Source organism: Amycolatopsis sp. NPDC051716, assembly GCF_040681595.1.
Classification (GTDB): domain Bacteria; phylum Actinomycetota; class Actinomycetes; order Mycobacteriales; family Pseudonocardiaceae; genus Amycolatopsis.
In genome coordinates, this window is sequence record NZ_JBFAZA010000060.1 from 1 (window position 1) to 19,433 (window position 19,433).

16 protein-coding genes are annotated in these 19,433 nt (G+C 70.3%); 6 read left to right on the plus strand and 10 right to left on the minus strand.

Annotated elements, in window-relative coordinates; genetic code table 11:
- Positions 1-106 precede the first annotated feature (106 nt).
- The 8 genes from AB0M30_RS45030 to AB0M30_RS45065 are packed head-to-tail and all read right to left on the minus strand — an operon-like array spanning position 107 to position 9,881.
- Entirely contained in the window at positions 107-703 is a 597-nt protein-coding gene (locus AB0M30_RS45030; RefSeq protein WP_285990127.1) for a TetR family transcriptional regulator, read from the minus strand.
- Entirely contained in the window at positions 700-1,536 is an 837-nt protein-coding gene (locus tag AB0M30_RS45035; RefSeq protein ID WP_364598069.1) for an NAD(P)-dependent oxidoreductase, read from the minus strand. Before AB0M30_RS45035 ends, AB0M30_RS45030 begins: the two co-directional genes overlap by 4 nt.
- 8 nt (positions 1,537-1,544) lie before the next feature.
- Positions 1,545-2,711, minus strand: coding sequence for an acyl-CoA dehydrogenase (locus tag AB0M30_RS45040; RefSeq protein WP_364598072.1), 1,167 nt, complete (start codon positions 2,709-2,711; stop codon positions 1,545-1,547).
- Entirely contained in the window at positions 2,708-4,657 is a 1,950-nt protein-coding gene (locus AB0M30_RS45045) for a biotin carboxylase N-terminal domain-containing protein (RefSeq protein WP_364598075.1), read from the minus strand. Before AB0M30_RS45045 ends, AB0M30_RS45040 begins: the two co-directional genes overlap by 4 nt.
- Before the next feature lie 7 nt (positions 4,658-4,664).
- Positions 4,665-6,263 (minus strand): carboxyl transferase domain-containing protein, encoded by a 1,599-nt coding sequence (locus AB0M30_RS45050; protein WP_364598078.1) that lies wholly within the window; start codon positions 6,261-6,263, stop codon positions 4,665-4,667.
- The gene (locus AB0M30_RS45055; protein WP_364598081.1) at positions 6,260-7,408 is read right to left on the minus strand and encodes an acyl-CoA dehydrogenase family protein; all 1,149 of its coding nucleotides are present in this window, start codon (positions 7,406-7,408) and stop codon (positions 6,260-6,262) included. Before AB0M30_RS45055 ends, AB0M30_RS45050 begins: the two co-directional genes overlap by 4 nt.
- Positions 7,405-9,093, minus strand: coding sequence for an acyclic terpene utilization AtuA family protein (locus tag AB0M30_RS45060; protein WP_364598084.1), 1,689 nt, complete (start codon positions 9,091-9,093; stop codon positions 7,405-7,407). The genes AB0M30_RS45055 and AB0M30_RS45060 overlap by 4 nt, the downstream gene beginning before the upstream one ends.
- Entirely contained in the window at positions 9,090-9,881 is a 792-nt protein-coding gene (locus AB0M30_RS45065; RefSeq protein WP_364598087.1) for a TIGR03084 family metal-binding protein, read from the minus strand. Before AB0M30_RS45065 ends, AB0M30_RS45060 begins: the two co-directional genes overlap by 4 nt.
- A gap of 138 nt (positions 9,882-10,019) precedes the next feature.
- Between AB0M30_RS45065 and AB0M30_RS45070 the strand changes: the two genes are divergently transcribed.
- The 4 genes from AB0M30_RS45070 (at position 10,020) to AB0M30_RS45085 (ending at position 15,684) form a co-directional block, all read left to right on the plus strand.
- Positions 10,020-10,859, plus strand: a complete 840-nt coding sequence (locus AB0M30_RS45070) for an enoyl-CoA hydratase-related protein (RefSeq protein ID WP_364598090.1) — start codon at positions 10,020-10,022, stop codon at positions 10,857-10,859.
- Entirely contained in the window at positions 10,856-11,440 is a 585-nt protein-coding gene (locus tag AB0M30_RS45075; RefSeq protein WP_364598093.1) for an acetoacetate decarboxylase family protein, read from the plus strand. The genes AB0M30_RS45070 and AB0M30_RS45075 overlap by 4 nt, the downstream gene beginning before the upstream one ends.
- Before the next feature lie 236 nt (positions 11,441-11,676).
- Positions 11,677-14,595: a ribonucleoside-diphosphate reductase subunit alpha gene (locus tag AB0M30_RS45080; protein WP_364598096.1), complete on the plus strand. Its 2,919-nt coding sequence runs from the start codon at positions 11,677-11,679 to the stop codon at positions 14,593-14,595.
- A 15-nt stretch (positions 14,596-14,610) separates the two neighbouring features.
- Positions 14,611-15,684: a ribonucleotide-diphosphate reductase subunit beta gene (locus AB0M30_RS45085; RefSeq protein WP_103336199.1), complete on the plus strand. Its 1,074-nt coding sequence runs from the start codon at positions 14,611-14,613 to the stop codon at positions 15,682-15,684.
- 49 nt (positions 15,685-15,733) lie between these two features.
- On the opposite strand, the gene AB0M30_RS45090 is transcribed toward AB0M30_RS45085, so the two are convergent.
- Together AB0M30_RS45090 and AB0M30_RS45095 are read right to left on the minus strand one after the other, a co-directional pair.
- Positions 15,734-16,192: an NUDIX hydrolase gene (locus AB0M30_RS45090; RefSeq protein ID WP_364598099.1), complete on the minus strand. Its 459-nt coding sequence runs from the start codon at positions 16,190-16,192 to the stop codon at positions 15,734-15,736.
- Positions 16,193-16,209: 17 nt separating this feature from the next.
- The gene (locus tag AB0M30_RS45095; protein WP_364598102.1) at positions 16,210-16,614 is read right to left on the minus strand and encodes a pyridoxamine 5'-phosphate oxidase family protein; all 405 of its coding nucleotides are present in this window, start codon (positions 16,612-16,614) and stop codon (positions 16,210-16,212) included.
- An 82-nt stretch (positions 16,615-16,696) separates the two neighbouring features.
- Here AB0M30_RS45095 and AB0M30_RS45100 point away from each other — a divergent pair, with 82 nt between their 5' ends.
- Together AB0M30_RS45100 and AB0M30_RS45105 are read left to right on the plus strand one after the other, a co-directional pair.
- Entirely contained in the window at positions 16,697-17,626 is a 930-nt protein-coding gene (locus AB0M30_RS45100) for an AraC family transcriptional regulator (protein ID WP_364598105.1), read from the plus strand.
- Positions 17,627-17,756: 130 nt separating this feature from the next.
- Positions 17,757-19,217: a cytochrome P450 gene (locus tag AB0M30_RS45105; protein ID WP_364598150.1), complete on the plus strand. Its 1,461-nt coding sequence runs from the start codon at positions 17,757-17,759 to the stop codon at positions 19,215-19,217.
- Positions 19,218-19,433 lie beyond the last annotated feature (216 nt).

Sequence of the window (19,433 nt, forward strand, 5' to 3'; positions counted from 1 at the left end):
TTCGGTGCGTTGAACGCACCGAAGGCCGCCTTGGGTGCGTTCAACGCACCGAAGGCCACATTGGGGCGCTCTTCCCGGACGTCAAACAAACTTGCGACGCGCGACACTAGGTCAGCCGCAGCTCCAGCGTGCGGGCCCATTCGCGCACGATCTGACGCCGCCGGCGGGTGTCGTCGGTCAGGAGATTGGCCAGGCCGAGCCCGCGGGCCAGGTCCAGGGTGGCCTGGACCAGCTCCCGCACCCCCGGCCGGGACTCGTCGACGCCGAGGAGCTCCACCGTCACGCGGTGCGCCTCGCGGCCGACCCGGGCTTCCAGGGGCACCAGCACGTCCCGCAGCGCCTCGTCGGTCGCCGCCACCGACCACAGCTGCAGCGCCGCGCGAAACAGCGGGCCGGTGTACAGGTTGAGCACCATCTCCACGACGCGCTCGATGCGGGACGCCCCGCTCGGCAGGCCGGCCGCCTGGGCGCGCAGCTCGTCGATCTGGGCTTCGCCGAGCAGGTCGACCGCCGCCACCACGAGGTCCTCGCGGGCCGGGAAGTGGTGCTGCGCCGCGCCGCGGGAAACACCCGCCCGCTCGGCGATCCCGGCCACCGTCACGCCGTGCCAGCCGCGCTCGCCGAAGCTGTCGAGAGCGGCCTCGACCAAGCGCCGCCGCGTGGTGCGGCTGCGCTCCTGCTGGGGTTCGCGGATGCCGGTCAAGCCGGGTCCACCCAGAAGTCGAGCTGCAGGTCTTCCTCCGCGGTGTCGCCGATGCGGTACTTCGCGAAGTCGGTGACGCCTGCGGCCCGCAGCACCTCGTCGTCGAGGAAGAAGTGGCCGGTGACCTCCCGGCTGGGCTTGGTCAGGATCGCGTGGGCGGCGTCGGCCATGATCGCCGGCGTCCGGCTGCGCGAAGCCAGTTCCGCGCCGACGACGTTGCGGATCGCCGCGGTGTCGATCGTGGTGCGCGGCCACAGGGAGTTGACCGCGACACCGTCCTCCTTCAGTTCCGCGGCGAGCCCGACGGTCACCAGGCTCATCGAGTACTTGGCGATGCTGTAGGCGAGGTGCCCGGCGGTGAACCACTTCTCGTCGAGGCTGATCGGCGGCGACAGCGTCAGGATGTGCGGGTTCGCGGACCGGCGCAAGTGCGGGATGGCCAATTTGGACAGCAGGAACGTGCCGCGCGCGTTGATGTCCTGCATCAGGTCGTAGCGCTTCATGCTGACCTGGTCGGTCGGGGTCAGGTCGATCGCGCTGGCGTTGTTCACGACGACGTCGATGCCGCCGAACTGCTCCGCGGCCTTCGCCACCGCGGCGGCGACACCGTCGTCGTCGCGGACGTCGCCGAGGATCGGCAGCGCGTGGCCGCCCGCCTTCTCGATCGCTTCGGCCGCCGTGTATATCGTGCCGGGCAGCTTCGGGTGCGGCTCACCCGTCTTGGCCAGCAGCGCCACGTTCGCGCCGTCGGCGGCCGCCCGGAGCGCGATCGCCTCGCCGATGCCGCGGCTGCCGCCGGACATGATGATCGTCTTGCCGTCCAAAGTAGACATATCGGCTCCTAGTAGGACTTCGGGAGACCGAGGCTGTGCTGGCCGACGAAGTTGAGCACCATCTCGCGGCTGACCGGCGCGATCCGGCCCAGGCGCACCGCCGTCACGAGCGTGCCGAGGCCGTATTCGGTGGCCAGGCCGTTGCCGCCGTGGGTCTGCACGGCCTGGTCGGTGGCCCGGATGGCGACTTCGGCGGCGGCGTACTTCGCCATGTTGGCCGACTCCCCCGCGCCGAAGTCGTCGCCGGAGTCGTAGAGCGACGCCGCTTTCTGGGTCATCAGCTTCGCGAGTTCCAGCTCGATCTTGATCTCGGCGAGCGGGTGCGCGAGGCCCTGGTGGGTGCCGATCGGCGCGCCCCAGACCCGCCGCTCGTTCGCGTAGCCGACGGCCTTGGCCAGCGCGTACCGCGCGATGCCGAGGGAGAACGACGCGCCCATGATGCGTTCCGGGTTGAGGCCCGCGAACAGCTGCGCGATCGCCGCGTCCTCCTCCCCGACCAGCGCTTCGGCCGGGAGCTTCACGTCGTCGAGGAAGAGCGAGAACTGGTCCTCCGGCGCGACGATGTCCATCGGGATCTTCGTGTATTCGAAGCCCTCGGTCCCGGTCGGCAGGATGAACAGCGCGGGCTTGAGCTTGCCGGTCCTCGAGTCCTCCATGCGGCCGACGACGAGCACCGCGTCGGCCTCGTCGACGCCGGAGATGTAGACCTTGCGTCCGTTGAGGACCCAGCCGTCGCCGTCCCGCTTCGCGGTGGTGGTGATCTTGTGCGAGTTCGACCCGGCGTCCGGCTCGGTGATCGCGAAGACCATCCGCTTGCTGCCGTCGGCGATGCCGGGCAGCCACTGCTTCTTCTGCTCTTCGGTGCCGAACCGGGAGATGACGGTGCCGCAGATGGCCGGCGAGACGACCATCAGCAGCAGCGGCGAACCCGCGGCGGCGAGTTCTTCGAGGACCGCGGCGAGGTCGGCGATGCCCGCGCCCCCGCCGCCGTACTCCTCGGGGATGTTGACGCCGAGGTAGCCCAGCCGGCCGGCCTCGTCCCAGAGTTCGTGCGTCTTCTCGTCGGCGCGGGCCTTGCGGGCGTAGTACTCGTGGCCGTACTTGGCGCCGAGTTCGGCGACGGCCTTCCGGAGCGCGATCCGCTCTTCCGGCTCGATGAAGTTCATGGCGTTCATGCTTCGTCTCCCACCACAGCTAGGATCGTGCCCACTTCGACCTGTTGGCCCACGGTCACCGGCAGCTCGGTCACCACGCCGTCGGCGGGCGCGGCGATCCGGTGTTCCATCTTCATCGCTTCGAGCCACAGCAGCGGGTCGCCGGCCTTCACCGCGTCCCCGGCCTGCACCGCGAGCCGGACGACGGTGCCCGGCATCGGCGCGACCAGCGAACCGGCGGCCAGCGCCGCGTCCGGGTCGGCGAACCGCGGGGCCGCCGTCAGCGCGACCGAACCGAGCGCAGAGTCCACATAGGACGTTCCGTCACGGCGGGCGACGTCGAATGCGCGCCGCACCCCGGCGACGTCCAGGACCACCCGCCCCGGCTCGGCCGACACCAGCTCGGCTTCGAACCCGTCCGCCTTCAGGCCGTCGCGGGTGAGCGAGTAGCCGACCTCGTACTCGCGGTCCGCGACCGAGAAGACCTTGCGCTGCCCGGCCGAGCGGACGTTGCGCCAGCCACTCGGGAGCCTGCTCTGCGTGGTGGCCGACGCCCGGTTGCCCGCCGCGTCCGCCAACGCCGCCGCGAGGGCCGAGAGCCGTTCGGTGTCCACTGTGGCCAGCGGGGCGGCCAGGGTGTCGAGGCCGTGGCGGTTGAAGAACGCCGTGTCCGTCTCCCCGGCCAGGAAAGCCTCGTGGCGGAGGATGTTCACCAGCAGATCGCGGTTGGTGACCACACCGTGGATCTTCGCCGCGGCCAGGGCCTTCGCCAGCCGCCTCGCCGCTTCGGCGCGAGTGGGTGCCCAGGTGATCACCTTGGCGAGCATCGGGTCGTAGTGGACGCCCACCACCGAGCCGCTCTCGAAGCCGGAGTCCAGCCGGAGCCCGGCGCCTTCGGTGAACTGACGGTCCACATCGGGCACGTCGAACGTGTGCAGGGTGCCGCTCTGGGGCTGCCAGCCCGCCGCCGGGTCCTCGGCGTAGAGCCGGACCTCGATGGAGTGCCCCACCGAGGGTGGTGGCTCGGCCGGGAGGCGCTCGCCCTCGGCGATCCGCAGCTGCAAGGCGACCAGGTCGAGCCCCGTGACGTTCTCGGTGACCGGGTGCTCGACCTGCAGCCGGGTGTTCATCTCAAGGAAGTAGAACCGGCCGTCGGGCCCGGCGAGAAACTCGACCGTGCCCGCGCCGACGTAGTCGATCGCCTGGGCGGCCTTGCGCGCGGCGTCGAACAGCTCCGCGCGCATGGCGTCGTCGACGAACGGCGAGGGCGCCTCCTCGACGACCTTCTGGTGGCGGCGCTGGATCGAGCACTCCCGCTCCCCCACCGCCCACACCGTGCCGTGCCGATCGGCGAGCACCTGGACTTCGATGTGCCGCCCGGTCTCCAGGTAGCGCTCGCAGAACACGGTCGGGTCGCCGAACGCCGACGCGGCCTCCGCACTGGCGCCTTCCACCGCCTCGGCCAGCTCGTCGAGCGACCGGACCACGCGCATGCCGCGGCCACCACCGCCGGCGGACGCCTTGACCAGCAACGGCAAGTCTTCGGAGGTCACCGACGCCGGGTCCAGTTCGGACAGGACCGGCACCCCGGCCGCGGCCATCAGCCGTTTCGACTCCACTTTGGAGCCCATGGTCTCGATGGCCTCGGGCGGCGGGCCCACCCAGGTGAGCCCGGCGTCGAGCACGGCGCGGGCGAACGCGGCGTTCTCGGACAGGAAGCCGTAGCCGGGGTGAACGGCGTCGGCGCCGGTCTCGGCCGCGGCCTTGACCAGCAGCTCGGCCCGCAAGTACGTCTCGGACGGCGCGTTGCCGGGCAGCCGGACGGCCGCGTCGGCCTCCCGGGCGTGCGGCGCGGCGGCATCGGCGTCGGAGAACACCGCGACGGTGCCGATCCCGGCGTCGCGGCAGGTGCGGAAGACGCGGCGAGCGATCTCGCCGCGGTTGGCGACCAGCAGGTTCTGGATCATCGCTCGCTCACATCCGGAAGACGCCGAAGCCCTCGGCGCCCTTCACTGGTCCATTGTGGATCGCGGACAGGCTCAGCCCCAGCACGGTGCGGGTGTCGCGCGGGTCGATGATGCCGTCGTCGTAGAGCATGCCGGAGAGGAACATCGGCATCGACTCGGCCTCGATCTGGCCCTCCACCATGGCACGCATGGCTTTGTCGTGGTCCTCGTTGTACTCCTGGCCGCGGCTCTCGGCCGCCGCGCGGGCCACGATGGACAGCACGCCGGCCAGCTGTGCCGGGCCCATCACCGCGGACTTCGCGCTCGGCCAGGCGAACAGGAAGCGGGGGTCGAAGGCGCGGCCGCACATCCCGTAGTGCCCGGCGCCGTAGGACGCTCCCATCAGGACGGACAGGTGCGGCACCTTCGAGTTCGAGACGGCGTTGATCATCATCGCGCCGTGTTTGATGATGCCGCTCTGCTCGTACTCCTTGCCGACCATGTAGCCGGTCGTGTTGTGCAGGAACACCAGCGGGGTGTGGATCTGGTTGGCCAGCTGGATGAACTGCGCGGCCTTCTGCGACTCCTCGCCGAACAGCACACCCTGCGCGTTCGCCAGGACGCCGACCGGGTAGCCGTGGATGCTCGCCCAGCCCGTCACCAGCGACGAGCCGTAGAGCGGCTTGAACTCGTCGAAGTCGGAGCCGTCGACGACGCGGGCGATCACTTCGCGCGGGTCGAACGGCACCTTGAGGTCGGTCGGGACGATGCCGAGCAGATCCTCGGTGTCGTAGAGCGGCTCTTCGTAGTCCGGCTTGGGCGAAGGCCCCTGCTTGGTCCAGTTGAGCCGCTTGACGATGTTCCGGCCGAGCCGGATGGCGTCCTGCTCGTCGGCGGCCAGGTAGTCGGCCAGGCCCGAGGTCCGCGCGTGCATCTCGGCGCCGCCGAGCGACTCGTCGTCGGACTCCTCCCCGGTCGCCATCTTCACCAGCGGCGGCCCGCCGAGGAACACCTTCGCGCGTTCCTTGACCATCACGACGTAGTCCGACATGCCCGGCAGGTACGCGCCGCCGGCGGTAGAGTTGCCGAAGACCAGCGCGATCGTCGGGCAGCCCGCGGCTGAGGCCCGCGTGATGTCCCGGAAGATCCGGCCGCCCGGGATGAAGATCTCCTTCTGCGTCGGCAGGTCCGCGCCGCCGGACTCGACGAGGTTGATCGACGGCAGCCGGTTCTGCGCGGCGATGTCCGCGGCCCGGAAGCTCTTCTTCGTCGTCCACGGGTTGCTCGCGCCACCCTTGACCGTCGGGTCGCTGGCCGAGATCAGGCACTCGACGCCTTCGACGACGCCGATCCCGGTGACGAGACTCGCGCCGACGCGGTAGTCGGTGCCCCACGCGGCCAGCGGCGACAGCTCCAGGAACGGCGAATCCGCGTCGAGGAGCAGCTCGATGCGTTCCCGCGCGAGGAGCTTGCCGCGCTTGCGGTGCCGCTCGACGTACTTCTCGCCGCCGCCGGCGACGGCTTTGGCGTGCTCGGCGTCGATCTCGGCGAGCTTCTCCAGCATCGCCTCGCGGTTCGCGCCGAACTCGGCGGCCCGCGTGTCCACTGTGGACCTCAGAGCAGTCACGAGGTGTATCCCAATCGCTTCGCGGCCAGGCCGGTGAGGATCTCGGTGGTGCCGCCGCCGATGCCGAGGATCCGGACGTCGCGGTAGTGGCGCTCCACTTCGGACTCGCGCATGTAGCCGAGCCCGCCGTGCAGCTGGACGGCCTCGTTGACCACCCACTCGGCGGCCTCGACGGCGGTGTTCTTGGCGAAACAGGCTTCGGCGATGACCTCTTCACCGGAGACGTGCCGGATCGCGGCCTGCCGGGTGTAGCTGCGGGCGACGTCGATCTTCCGCGCCATTTCGGTGAGCTTGTGCTGGACCACCTGCCGCGAGATGAGCGGACGGCCGAACGTCTCGCGCAGCCGGCACCAGTCCAGCGTCAGGTCGAGCGCGCGCTGGGCGTGCGCGTACGCCTGCACGGCCAGCGACAGCCGTTCGGTGACGAACTGGGTGGCCACCTGCGCGAACCCGCTGTTCTCGGCGCCCACCAGGTGCTCCACCGGCACCCGGACGTCCATGTAGGACAGTTCGGCGGTGTCGGAGCAGAGCCAGCCCATCTTCTCGAGCTTGCGGCTCACCGTGAACCCCGGTGTCCCGCGCTCGACGACGATCAGCGAGAGCCCGTGGGCACCGTCACCGCCGGTCCGCACGACCGTCGTCACGAAGTCCGCGCGGCACCCGGAGGTGATGAACGTCTTGGCCCCGTTGATGACGTACTCGTCGCCCTCGCGGACGGCGGTGGTCCGGATCCCGGCGACGTCGGAGCCGCCGTCCGGCTCGGTGACCGCGAGCGAGCCGATCTTGGCCCCGGCCAGGGTCGGCCGCACCCAGCGTTCGACCTGCACCGGGTCGCCCGCCTCGGCGATGTGCGGCACGGCGATGCCGCAGGTGAACAGCGACGCGAAGAGCCCGCCGGAACCACCCGCGTAGTGCATTTCCTCCGCGACGACCAGAGCGTCGAGGTAGTTGCCGTCGCCGCCGCCGATCTCTTCCGGGAAGGCGACGCCGAGCAGGCCGAGGTCGCCGGCCTTGCGGTGCAGGTCCCGGGGCAGTTCGCCGGCGCGCTCCCAGTCGTCGAGGTGCGGCAGGACCTCCTGCTCGACGAACTTCCGCACGGTCTTGCGCAGCTCGGCCCGTTCGGGCGTCCGGAAGGGGTCGGTCACAGCAGGACCTCCGGGACGTCGATCTCCCGCGACCGCAGCCACTCACCGAGCGCCTTGGCCTGCGGGTCGAACCGGGCCTGCGACGCGACTCCCTCGCCGAGGAGGCCTTCGACGACGAAGTTCATCGCCCGCAGGTTCGGCAGCAGGTACCGCGTCACCGGCAGGTCCGCGGTCTCGGGCAGCAGCAGCTTGAACTCGGCGACGGTCAGCCGGTGCACCAGCCAGCGCCACGCCTCTTCCGACCGCACCCAGACGCCGAGGTTGGCGTTGCCGCCCTTGTCGCCGCTGCGCGCGCCGGCGATCGTGCCGAGGGGCACCCGCCGCACCGGCCCGTGGCCGAGGGGTTCGGGCAGCGCCGGTTCATCCACTTCGGACAAGTCCTGGGTGGACGTCGAGGGTGCTATGTCGACTCGCATCCCGTCCGGCAGCACGGCGACGTGCGGGACCTCGCCCGCGTCCACGTAGGCCGCGGTGTAGACACCGTACGGCGAGGCGTCCGACGGCGGTGCCGTGACGTGGAACCCGGGGTAGCTGGCCAGCGCGAGTTCGACGGCCGCGCCGGTGAACGCGCGGCCGGCGACCTTGGGGTCGGCGTCCTTGACGGCGACGTGCAGCAGCGCACTCGCGGTCTGTTCGGTGTCGGCGTCCTGGTGGTCGGTGCGCGCGAGGGTCCAGCGGACGTCGGCCGGCGGCCGGTCCTTCATGGACGCTTCGAGCTGTTCCCGGACCAGCGCGGCTTTCGCCTCGATGTCGAGTCCGGTGAGGACGAACGTCGTCTCGTTGCGGAACCCGCCGAGGGTGTTCAGCGCGACCTTCAGCGCCGGCGGCGGAGCTTCCCCGCGGACGCCGGAGATGCGCACGCGATCGGGTCCGTCCTCGGTCAGCGAGAGCGTGTCGAACCGGGTCGTGACGTCCGGCCCGGCGTACCGCGCGCCGGTGATTTCGTACAGCAGCTGCGCGGTGACCGTGCCGGCGTTGACCACGCCGCCGGTGCCGGGGTGCTTGGTGATGACGCTCGAACCGTCGGCTTCGATCTCGGCGATCGGAAACCCGGGCACGCCGAGGGAGTGCTCGGTGAAGAAGGCGTAGTTGCCGCCGGTGGCCTGGGCGCCGCATTCGATGACGTGCCCGGCGGCGACCGCGCCGGCGAGGGCGTCGAAGTCGTCACGGGCCCAGCCGTAGTGCGCGGCGGCCGGGCCGACGATGACGGAGGCGTCGGTGACGCGCCCGGTGACGACGACGTCGGCGCCCGCGTTGAGGCATTCGACGATGCCCCAGGCGCCGAGGTAGGCGTTGGCGGTCAACGGTTTGCCGAGGTCCAGCTCCTCGGCCCGCGCCACCAGGTCGTCGCCTTCGACGTGCGCGATCTTGACGTCGAGCCCCAGTTTCCCGGCCAGCTCGCGCAGCGCGTGCGCGAGCCCGGCCGGGTTCAGCCCGCCCGCGTTGGCGACGATCTTGACGCCGTTTTCCTGCGCCAGCCCGAGGTTTTCCTCCATCTGGCGGAGGAACGTCTTGGCGTAGCCGCGGTTCGCGTCCTTCATCCGGTCGCGGCCGAGGATGAGCATGGTCAGCTCGGCCAGGTAGTCGCCGGTCAGGACGTCGAGGGGGCCGCCGGTGAGCATCTCGCGCACGGCGGAGAAGCGGTCGCCGTAGAACCCGGACGCGTTGCCGATGCGGTAGGTCACGTGAACTGCCCCGGCTTGCGGCCGTTCCCCGGCGGGCCGGCGAAGGCCTGCGCGATGCCGAGCCATTCCTCGACGTCGGCGCCGTGGGCGACCAGGTCGGTGTCGGCCGGGTGCCGCCGCCGGGTGACGACGAGACAGAAGTCCACCGCGGTGCCGGTGAGCTTCTGCTCGGCGTCCTCGGGGCCGAACGCCCAGGTGGAGCCGTCGGGCGCGGTCAGTTCGACGCGGAACTCCTCGGGCGGCGGCGCGAGCGCGTGGACCTTGTAGGCGAAGTCGCGGGTCCGGGTGCCGAAGCGGGCGATGTGCCACAGCCGCGCGGTGGGCTCGCGGGTCAGGCCGAGGGCGTCGAAGACGTCCTGGCCGTGCGCCCAGGTCTCCATCATCCGCGCGGTGGCCATCGAGGCGGCGCTCATCGGCGGCCCGTACCAGGGCAGCTTCTGCCCCTCGGGGACGGCGGCGAGGGCCGCGGCGAGCAATGCGCGCCCTTCGCGCCAGTCTTCGAGAATCTCCCCCGGCGGCCGCTGCGCTTCGGCCGCGGCCCCGTCGTCGACGTAGGTCTCCCCGCCTTTGAGGAGCTCTTCGACCTCGGCCGGCCAGTCTTCCGGGTGCGCGGCCGCGATCAGGGACTTGCGATCGGTCCAGGCCAGGTGCGCGATCTGGTGCGCGATCGTCCACCCTTCGGCCGGTGTCGGCCGCGCCCAGTCCGCCGCGGGCAGGTTCGCCACCACGTCTTCGATCGTCCGTGTCTCCGCGTCGAGATCCCCGAGGATCACGCCGAGATCCGCCATCGCCCGCCTCCTTGCGTCTCGGGCCAGCGTGGCACCGGCGGGGAGAAAAATCAAGCACGCCTGATTGTTTCGCTCCGGACGCTGCGAACCCACTATTGACATCTTGCCAGTAGTGCCGGACTGCAATAGCTTCGTCGCATGGCCGACTACGCCGAGATCACCTACGCCGTCGCGGACCGGATCGCCACGGTCACGCTGAACCGGCCCGAGGCCCGCAACGGCTACACGATCCGGATGGCCGACGAGCTCGGTGCCGCCATGGACCGCGCCGATCGGGACGAGGACGTCCGCGTGGTCGTGCTGACCGGGGCCGGGACGGACTTCTGCGTCGGGGCCGACCTTTCGCAGGGCGGCTTCGACTTCGACCCCGCCGAGGGGCCGGGCCGGGAGTGGCAGGAGCCCGCCGGCCGGTGCTCGAAGCGGATCTTCACCATGAACAAGCCCGTGATCGCCGCCCTGCACGGGGCCGCCGTCGGCGGGGGCATCACCATCACGCTGGCGTGCGACTACCGGCTCGCCTCGGCGGACTCCCGGTTCGGCTTCGTCTTCACCCGCCGCGGCATCTACCCCGAAGGCGCCTCCGCCTGGTTCCTCCCCCGGCTCGTCGGGATGGGCACCGCGCTCGACTGGATGATCAGCGGCCGGGTCTTCGGGGCGGTCGAAGCCGTCGAAAAAGGCCTGGTGCACACGGTCGTCGAGACCGGGACCGTGCTCGACGCGGCGTACGAGCTGGCGCGAGAGATCGTCGAGAAGACCGCCCCGGTGTCGGTCGCGGTGACCCGCCAGCTGCTCTACCGGATGGCGAGCGCCGATTCGCCGTTCCCCGTGCACGAGCTCGACTCGAAACTGATCGGCGGCCTCGGCGCGAACCCGGACGCCGTCGAGGGTGTCCTGTCGTTCCTGCAGAAGCGGCCGCCGTCGTTCGGCATGCGCGTCGAGAAGGACCTGCCCGACTACCTGCCCTGGCTGGAGAAATGACCTCGTACCCGCCGCAGCCCTGGAACCTGGTCGCCGACGCCCACGTGTCGATCTGGCGGGTCCCCGCGCACGAGGTGCACCCGGGCGCCCTGTCCCTCGCCGGGTACACCACGGTGTTCACCGCCTGGATCGCCTACCGCGAGCCCGGGCAGCTCGGCTACCACGAGCTGCTCGCCGCCGTCCCGGTGCGCGGGAAGCGGACCACGTGCACGATCACGCAGATCTGGGTCGACTCCGCGGTCTCCCTCGCCGGCGGCCGCGAGCTGTGGGCCATCCCGAAGGACCTCGCGGCCCTGCAGTTCACCGACCGCACGTACACCGCGGCGACCGGCGACGACTGGATCGCCACCGCGGCCTTCACACCGAGGCCGGGTTCGCCGCTCTCCCTCCCCAGCCGGTTCGACGTCCTCCAGGACCGCGACGGCACCCCCGTGCGCACCCCGGTCGCCGCGAAGATCCGGCCCGAACTCGCCGCGGCCGACTGGACGGTCAACGCGAGCGGACCGCTCGGCTACCTGGCCGGCCGACGCCCCTTCCTGAGCCTCGCCCTGCCCGGCAGCGAGCTGGTTTTCGGGGCTTGAGCAGCGCCTCTCGGTGATCACGTAATCCCGTCAGAGTGAACTCACGACACGCCATCTGGGGGCGCGCGCGCATAGCGACCCCTACATGTAGTCTCTGAGAACCGGCAGCCCCCAGCGACGGGGAGACCGCTGCAGAGGGTGGCCGGGCAGCTTTGGAGAACCTGCAGCGCACGGCCGTTTTCGGCCGTGCGGCGATCGAACGCGCCCATTTTTTCGAGAGCACAGTGGAGACACGCATGTCAGTCGAAACCGGTCAGCGGCCCTCCGGGACCGCCTCACCCACCGCGATCCGGGTCATCCGGCGGGACGGCAGCGTGTCGCCGTTCGACGCCGGGAAGATCTCGGTCGCGCTGACCAAGGCGTTCCTCGCGGTCGAGGGCGGCGACGCCGCCGCGTCCTCCCGCGTGCACCACGTCGTCGCGGAGCTGACCCAGCAGGTGGAGACCACCCTGCTGCGTCACGCCGGCCCCGAGACCGCCCTGCACATCGAGCAGATCCAGGACATCGTCGAGCTCGCCCTCATGCGCGGTGAGCACCACAAGGTCGCCCGCGCCTACGTCCTCTACCGCGACGAGCGCGCCAAGGCCCGCGAGGCCGCCAAGCCGGCCGCGACCGAGGTCTCGCTGAACGTCAAGGGCACCGACGGCGTCCTGCGCCCGCTCGACTGGGCCCGCGTGTCCCACGTCGTGGGCGAGGCCGTCGCCGGTCTCGAAGACGTCAGCGCCGAGCCGGTGCTGGCCGAGGCCAAGCGCAACCTCTACGACGGCATCAGCGCCGACGAGCTGGCCCTGGCCCAGGTGCTGGCCGCCCGCGTGCTGGTCGAGCAGGAGCCGAACTACTCTTACGTCTCCGCCCGGCTGCTGCTGGACAAGCTGCGCGGCGAGGCGCTGAGCTACCTGGCGAAGAAGCCGCGCCTGGCCAGCCAGGACGAGATGGCGACCGAGTACCCCGCGTACTTCCGCGCCTACCTGCGCCGCGCCATCGAGCTGGAGCTGGTCGACGCCGAGCTGCAGCGCTTCGACCTCGACAAGATCACCGCCGCGATCCGTCCGGAGCGCGACCTCGACTTCGGCTTCCTCGGCCTCCAGACGCTGTACGACCGGTACTTCCAGCACCACGACGGCACCCGCTTCGAGCTGCCGCAGGCGTTCTTCATGCGCGTCGCCATGGGTCTCGCGATCCGCGAGGACGACCGCGAAGCCCGGGCCATCGAGTTCTACGAGCTGCTCTCGAGCTTCCACTTCATGGCCTCGACGCCGACGCTGTTCAACTCGGGCACCACGCGCCCGCAGCTGTCGTCCTGCTTCCTGACCACGGTGGACGACGACCTGGACTCGATCTTCCAGGCGTACAAGAACAACGCGCTGCTGGCCAAGTACTCGGGCGGCCTCGGCAACGACTGGACCCCGGTCCGCGGCCTCGGCGCGCACATCAAGGGCACCAACGGCCAGTCCCAGGGTGTCGTGCCGTTCCTCAAGATCGCCAACGACACCGCCGTCGCGGTCAACCAGGGCGGCAAGCGCAAGGGCGCGGCCTGCGCGTACCTCGAGACGTGGCACGTCGACATCGAGGAGTTCCTCGACCTGCGCAAGAACACCGGTGACGACCGCCGCCGCACCCACGACATGAACACCGCGAACTGGGTGCCGGACGAGTTCCTCCGCCGCGTCGAGGCCGACGCGCAGTGGACGCTGTTCTCGCCGAACGAGACGCCGGACCTGCACGACCTCTACGGCAACGAGTTCGCCGCCCGCTACCGCGAGTACGAGGCGATGGCCGACCGCGGCGAGATCAAGGTGTTCCGGCGCGTCCGCGCGGTCGACCTGTGGCGCCGCATGCTGACCATGCTGTTCGAGACCGGCCACCCGTGGATCACCTTCAAGGACCCGTGCAACCTGCGCTCGCCGCAGCAGCACGTCGGTGTCGTGCACTCGTCCAACCTGTGCACCGAGATCACGCTGAACACCACCGTCGACGAGGTCGCGGTCTGCAACCTCGGTTCGGTGAACCTGCTCAAGCACGTCACGCCCGAAGGCCTGGACACCCAGCGCCTCGAGAAGACCGTGCGCACGGCCGTCCGCATGCTGGACAACGTGATCGACATCAACTTCTACACGATCCCGGAGGCGCGCCGCTCCAACCTGCGCCACCGCCCGGTCGGCCTGGGCATCATGGGCTTCCAGGACGCGCTGTTCGAGATCGGCGTCCCGTTCGCCTCCGACGAGGCCGTGAAGTTCGCCGACGTCTCCATGGAGCACCTCTCCTACTACGCGATCTCGGCGTCGACCGACCTCGCCGAGGAGCGCGGGCAGTACCAGTCGTTCGAGGGATCGCTGTGGAGCAAGGGCATCCTGCCGATCGACTCGCTGCAGCTGCTCATCGACGCCCGCCAGGGTGACGGCCTCGACGTCGACACCTCGTCCACTTTGGACTGGGCGCCGCTGCGCGAGCGGGTCAAGACCGTGGGCATGCGCAACTCCAACGTGATGGCGATCGCGCCGACCGCGACGATCTCCAACATTTCGGGGGTCGGCCAGTCGATCGAGCCGCTGTTCCAGAACCTGTTCGTCAAGTCGAACATGTCCGGCGACTTCACCGTCGTCAACCCGCACCTGGTCCGCTCGCTCAAGGCGCGCGGGCTGTGGGACGAGGTCATGGTCAGCGACCTCAAGTACTTCGACGGCAGCCTCGGCCAGATCGACCGCGTGCCGGACGACCTGAAGGCGCTGTACGCGACGGCGTTCGAGATCGAGTCGAAGTGGATCGTCGACGCCGGTTCGGTGCGCCAGAAGTGGATCGACCAGGCGCAGTCGCTGAACCTGTACATCGCGGCGCCGAGCGGCCGCAAGCTCGACCAGCTCTACCGCTACGCGTGGCACAAGGGCCTCAAGACCACGTACTACCTGCGCGCGCAGTCGGCGACGCACGTGGAGAAGAGCACCCTGCGCGGCACCGACGGCAAGCTGAACGCCGTCTCGGCGACCGCGGCCCCGGCGGCTCCCGCAGCGGCCGCCCCGGCCCCCGCGCCGACGCCGGCACCGGCGCCGGTTCCCGCGCCTTCGCCTTCGCCCAAGCCCGAGCCGGACGTCGACTTCGTCGCCACCGAAGGCGCCGCCTGCCGCATCGACGACCCCGACTGCGAAGCCTGCCAGTAAAGGAACCCTGTACAGATGACCAACGTGGAGACGACGGGCGCGACCGGCCTCGGGGAGATCGAGGTCGGCGCCGCCCGGATCAACGTCGACGACAAGCGCATGATCAACGCGCGCGCCGACGTCAACCAGCTGCTGCCGATGAAGTACACCTGGGCCTGGGAGAAGTACCTGGCCGGCTGCAACAACCACTGGATGCCGACCGAGGTCGCCATGCAGGCCGACATCGCGCTGTGGAAGTCGAAGGACGGCCTCACCGAGGACGAGCGGCAGATGCTCAAGCGCAACCTGGGCTTCTTCGCGACCGCGGAGTCCCTGGTGGCCAACAACATCGTGCTCGCGGTGTACCGGCAGATCACCAACCCCGAATGCCGCCAGTACCTGCTGCGCCAGGCGTTCGAGGAGGCCGTGCACACGCACACCTTCCAGTACATCTGCGAAAGCCTCGGCCTGGTCGAGGGCGAGCTGTTCAACATGTACCGCGAGGTTCCGTCCATTTCGGACAAGGACGCGTGGGCGCTGAAGTACACGCAGCACCTGGAGGACCCGGACTTCGAGACCGGGACGCCGGAGGCCGACCAGGCGTTCCTGCGTGACCTCGTCGCGTTCTACGTGATCTTCGAGGGCATGTGGTTCTACACCGGTTTCGCGCAGATCCTGTCGCTGGGCCGCCGGAACAAGATGGTCGGCATCGCCGAGCAGTACCAGTACATCCTGCGCGACGAGTCGATCCACCTGAACTTCGGCATCGACTGCATCAACCAGATCAAGATCGAGAACCCGCACCTGTGGACTTCCGAGTTCCAGGAGGAGGTCCGCGGGATGCTGAAGGAGGCGTGCGAGCTCGAGGTCAAGTACGCGCGCGACACGATGCCGCGCGGCATGCTCGGCCTGTCGGCCCAGTTGTGCGAGCAGTACATGCACTTCATCACCGACCGGCGCGCGCAGCAGATCGGGCTGGCCCCGATCTTCGGCGAGACCGAGAACCCGTTCCCGTGGATGTCCGAGGCGATGGACCTGAAGAAGGAGAAGAACTTCTTCGAGACCCGCGTCATCGAATACCAGTCGGGCGGCGCGCTCGACTGGGACTGAGGTCCCGAGGCACCCCGGCCCCGCCCTGGTTCGCCAGGGCGGGGCCGGTTCACGTCGTGGCCACTCGCGCGGCCAGCTCCGCGTCCAGGGGGCTCATGTCCGCCGCGACGGGGTCGCCGGGCGACCACCAGCGGAAGCCGAGCCCTTCGTCGCCGAGGGTCAGCCGCGGTGCGGTGATCAGTCCGGTCCGGTAGACGGCGAGGGATTCCCGGCGGGCGGGCTCGGTCAGGGCGAACTCGGCCACCACGGCGAAGGTCAGCGCCACGCCGCGGATGCCGGTTTCCTCGGCCAGCTCGCGCCCGGCGGCTTCGCGGCAGGTTTCGCCGGGCTCGCGCATCCCGCCGGGCAGTTCCCATTGCCTGCGACGCTTGTCGAACATCATCAGGACGGCGCCGGCGTGGACGGCCACCACCAGCGCCGCGGGCAGCGCCGGCAGGTCCCGTTCCGCGATCGCGCGCACAGCGAGCAGCGCGGCGCCCGCTCGGTCATGGAGGGGCAGCTCGGCCACGTCGGCATCGTCTCCCGTCAGTAGGCGTAGCGGCGCACGGTTTCCGGGTGGAGCACCAAGCGCACCAGGTCGCCCTTCAGAATCGCTTCCAGGTCGGCGGCGCGCACCGGGTCGTCGAGATCCCAGTACCGGGCCGCCAGGCGGGCGGCGAGGTCGTGGGCGCCGTCGGGTTCCACGGAAACCCGGCCCGTCACCGACACCCACCGTTCCCGCTCCCCCACCGGCGCCGCGACCACGATCGACGCCCGCGGGTCGCGGCGCGCACGGCGTACTTTGAGCGCGTCCGGTTCGGTGAACAGCTGGATGAGGCCGTCGCCGGTGGCTTCGAACCACACCGGGCGGGGCTCGCCGGCGGCCACGGACAGGAAGCCGTGCAACGGGCGCTGGAGGAACTCGAGGTCGTCGGAAGTCAGTGCGGTCATGACCTCCATTCAACCGGGCACGTCCGGACGATCCCATGGGTGAGAAGCCGGAATCCCTGTCCATTCGTCTAACCTCAAGGGCGTGGACGACCTCTTCCGCGGCGTACGGGCCCACGGCTCGCTGTTCGGCAGCTCGGCCCTCTCGCCGCCGTTTTCGCTGCACTTCGTCGACGGCGCACCGCTCACCCTGTGCACCGTGCTGTCCGGCGGCGGCTGGATCGTCCCCGAGCGGGGCACCCCCGAGCCGCTGCGCGCCTACGACACCGTCGTCGTACGCGGCCCGGAGACGTTCACTTTCGTCGACGAAATCGGCACTGCCGCCGAGCCCGTCGCGTACGGCGAGTACTGCGCCGCACCGGAACTGGGCGGGACGCGGTACCGCCGCGGCTGGCGCGACGACGGCGAGGGACCGACCACGCTGATCGTGGGCGCCTACCCGGCCGGCGGGGAGGTCAGCCGCCCGCTGCTGGACGCTCTGCCCGCCGTGCTGCGCGTGGGCGGCGGGGGCACCGGCGACGCCGTCCTGGACCACCTCGCCGCCGAGGTCGCCGCCGACACGCCCGGGCAGCAGGTGGTGCTCGACCGGCTGCTCGACTGGATGCTCGTCTGCACCTTGCGCGAGTGGTTCGAGCGGCCCGGCGGCGAACCCCCGGCGTGGTGGAGCGCCCAGCGCGACCCGGTGGCCGGCCCCGCGCTGCGCCTGCTGCACGACGAACCCGCGGCGCCGTGGACGGTCGCGGCGTTGGCCACCCGCGCCGGGGTTTCCCGCTCGACCCTGGCCAAGCGGTTCGCCGAGCTGGTCGGCGAACCGCCGCTCACCTACCTCACCCGGCGCCGGATGGCGCTCGCGGCGGACCTGCTGGCCGAGCGGACCGCCACCACCGTCTCGGAAGTCGCCCGCCAAGTCGGGTACGCCGACGCCTTCGGGTTCAGCGCGGCGTTCAAACGGGTCCGCGGCGTCACGCCGAGCGAGTACCGGCGAGCGGCGGGTAAGTCCACGAGCACGCAATGAGAAACCGGCAAGCATCCGGTCATCGCGACCCGCGACACTCTCGCGCATCACCCGAAAAGAGGGCCGGCGAGGTGTTGTCAGACCGTCAACAAGGGTGCATCGTGGGGGACAGCCGATCTCGACGCAGGAGGTGGTCACTTTGCCGGGCACCGTGAGCCGAGCCGCCGAAGCACTGCGCGAACGCGTGCCGACACTGACCGCGCTTCCCCTGCCGCCCAAGGTCGACGAGCGCTGGCTGCGGTCGCGCTGGCCCGTCAAGGAACTCGCGGCGCCGCCCGCGGGCAGCGGCCTCAAGCCGGTGCTCGGCGACGAAGGGCCGCCGCTGGTCGGGCACATGCTCGAGATGATGCGCTTCGGCCCGGCGTTCGGGCTTCGCCGTTACGAGCTCTACGGCCCCGTGTCGTGGACCGGCGGGTTCGGCCGCCGGATCGTCGCGCTGTCCGGGCCCGAAGCCACGCAGATCGCGCTCGTCAACAAGGACAAGGCGTTCTCGCAGGAGGGCTGGAAGTTCTTCATCGAGAAGTTCTTCGAGCGCGGCCTGATGCTGATGGACTTCGGCGAGCACCACCTGCACCGCCGGATCATGCAGGAGGCCTTCACGCGCCCGCGGCTGGCCGGCTACGTCGGCGAAATGGGGCCCGCGCTGCGCGAAGGCGTCGCGAGCTGGGGCTCGAGCGAGCGGCCGCGGCTGTACTGGGCGCTCAAGCAGCTGACCCTCGACGTCGCGACCCGCGTGTTCATGGGCATGCGCAGCGGCGGCGACGCGGCCCGGATCAACCGCGCGTTCGTCAGCTCGGTGCGGGCCGGCACCGCCTTCGTGCGCTTCCCGGTGCCGGGCGGGCGCTGGTCGGCCGGGCTGCACGGCCGGAAGGTCCTCGAGCGCTACTTCGGCGAAAACCTGCCCGCCAAACGACGTTCGGGCGGCGACGACCTGTTCGCCGCGCTCTGCCAGGCCACCACCGAGGACGGCGACCGGTTCTCCGACACCGACGTCGTCAACCACATGATCTTCCTCATGATGGCCGCGCACGACACGACGACCATCACCAGCAGCGCCATGGCCTACTACCTGGCCAAGCACCCGGAGTGGCAGGAACGCGCCCGCGCGGAGTCCCTGGCCCTGGGCGACGACCTGCCCGACATCGCGGCGCTGGAGCGGCTGGAGACCCTCGACCTCGTGATGAAGGAGGCGCTGCGGCTGGTCGCGCCGGTGCCGTCGCTGACCCGCCAGACCGTCAAGGACACCGAAGTGCTCGGCCACTACATCCCGGCGGGCACCCTGGTCGGCGTCTCGCCCACGGTCAACCACTTCGCGCCCGAGTGCTGGACGAACCCCTTCGCGTTCGACCCGGAACGCTTCGCCGAACCGCGGCGCGAGGACAAGTCGCACCGGATGGCGTGGATGCCGTTCGGCGGCGGCGCGCACAAGTGCATCGGGCTGCACTTCGGCGGTCTCGAGGTGAAGTTGCTGATGCACGAACTACTGCGGGCGTACCGCTGGTCGGTTCCGGAGAGTTACACCGCGCGCTGGGATTACGTCTCGTTGCCGGTGCCGGCGGACGGTCTGCCGGTCCACTTGACCCCCCGCTGACCCGGCATCCGTCCACCACCGCATACACTAGGTAACGAAAAGTTACCGTTTGTGGAGATTCGTTCACTCGTTCAGCCGGTAGACACCCCGTCACGCACATGATGGCGTGGCATCGATCGTGGGCGAAGGCTGCCTGGTGTGGCTTCATGATCCCCGACACCGTGTCCGACCTGGCCATACCTGTGCGTGAAGAGGTGGAGTGTGCCTGAACCCGGT

Coding starts and splice junctions, on each gene's coding strand:
- AB0M30_RS45035 (WP_364598069.1), bottom strand. CDS start 1,536: ATGTCTACTTTGGACGGCAAGACGATCATCATGTCCGGCGGCAGCCGC.
- AB0M30_RS45040 (WP_364598072.1), bottom strand. CDS start 2,711: ATGAACGCCATGAACTTCATCGAGCCGGAAGAGCGGATCGCGCTCCGG.
- AB0M30_RS45045 (WP_364598075.1), bottom strand. CDS start 4,657: ATGATCCAGAACCTGCTGGTCGCCAACCGCGGCGAGATCGCTCGCCGC.
- AB0M30_RS45065 (WP_364598087.1), bottom strand. CDS start 9,881: ATGGCGGATCTCGGCGTGATCCTCGGGGATCTCGACGCGGAGACACGG.
- AB0M30_RS45070 (WP_364598090.1), top strand. CDS start 10,020: ATGGCCGACTACGCCGAGATCACCTACGCCGTCGCGGACCGGATCGCC.
- AB0M30_RS45075 (WP_364598093.1), top strand. CDS start 10,856: ATGACCTCGTACCCGCCGCAGCCCTGGAACCTGGTCGCCGACGCCCAC.
- AB0M30_RS45080 (WP_364598096.1), top strand. CDS start 11,677: ATGTCAGTCGAAACCGGTCAGCGGCCCTCCGGGACCGCCTCACCCACC.
- AB0M30_RS45085 (WP_103336199.1), top strand. CDS start 14,611: ATGACCAACGTGGAGACGACGGGCGCGACCGGCCTCGGGGAGATCGAG.
- AB0M30_RS45095 (WP_364598102.1), bottom strand. CDS start 16,614: ATGACCGCACTGACTTCCGACGACCTCGAGTTCCTCCAGCGCCCGTTG.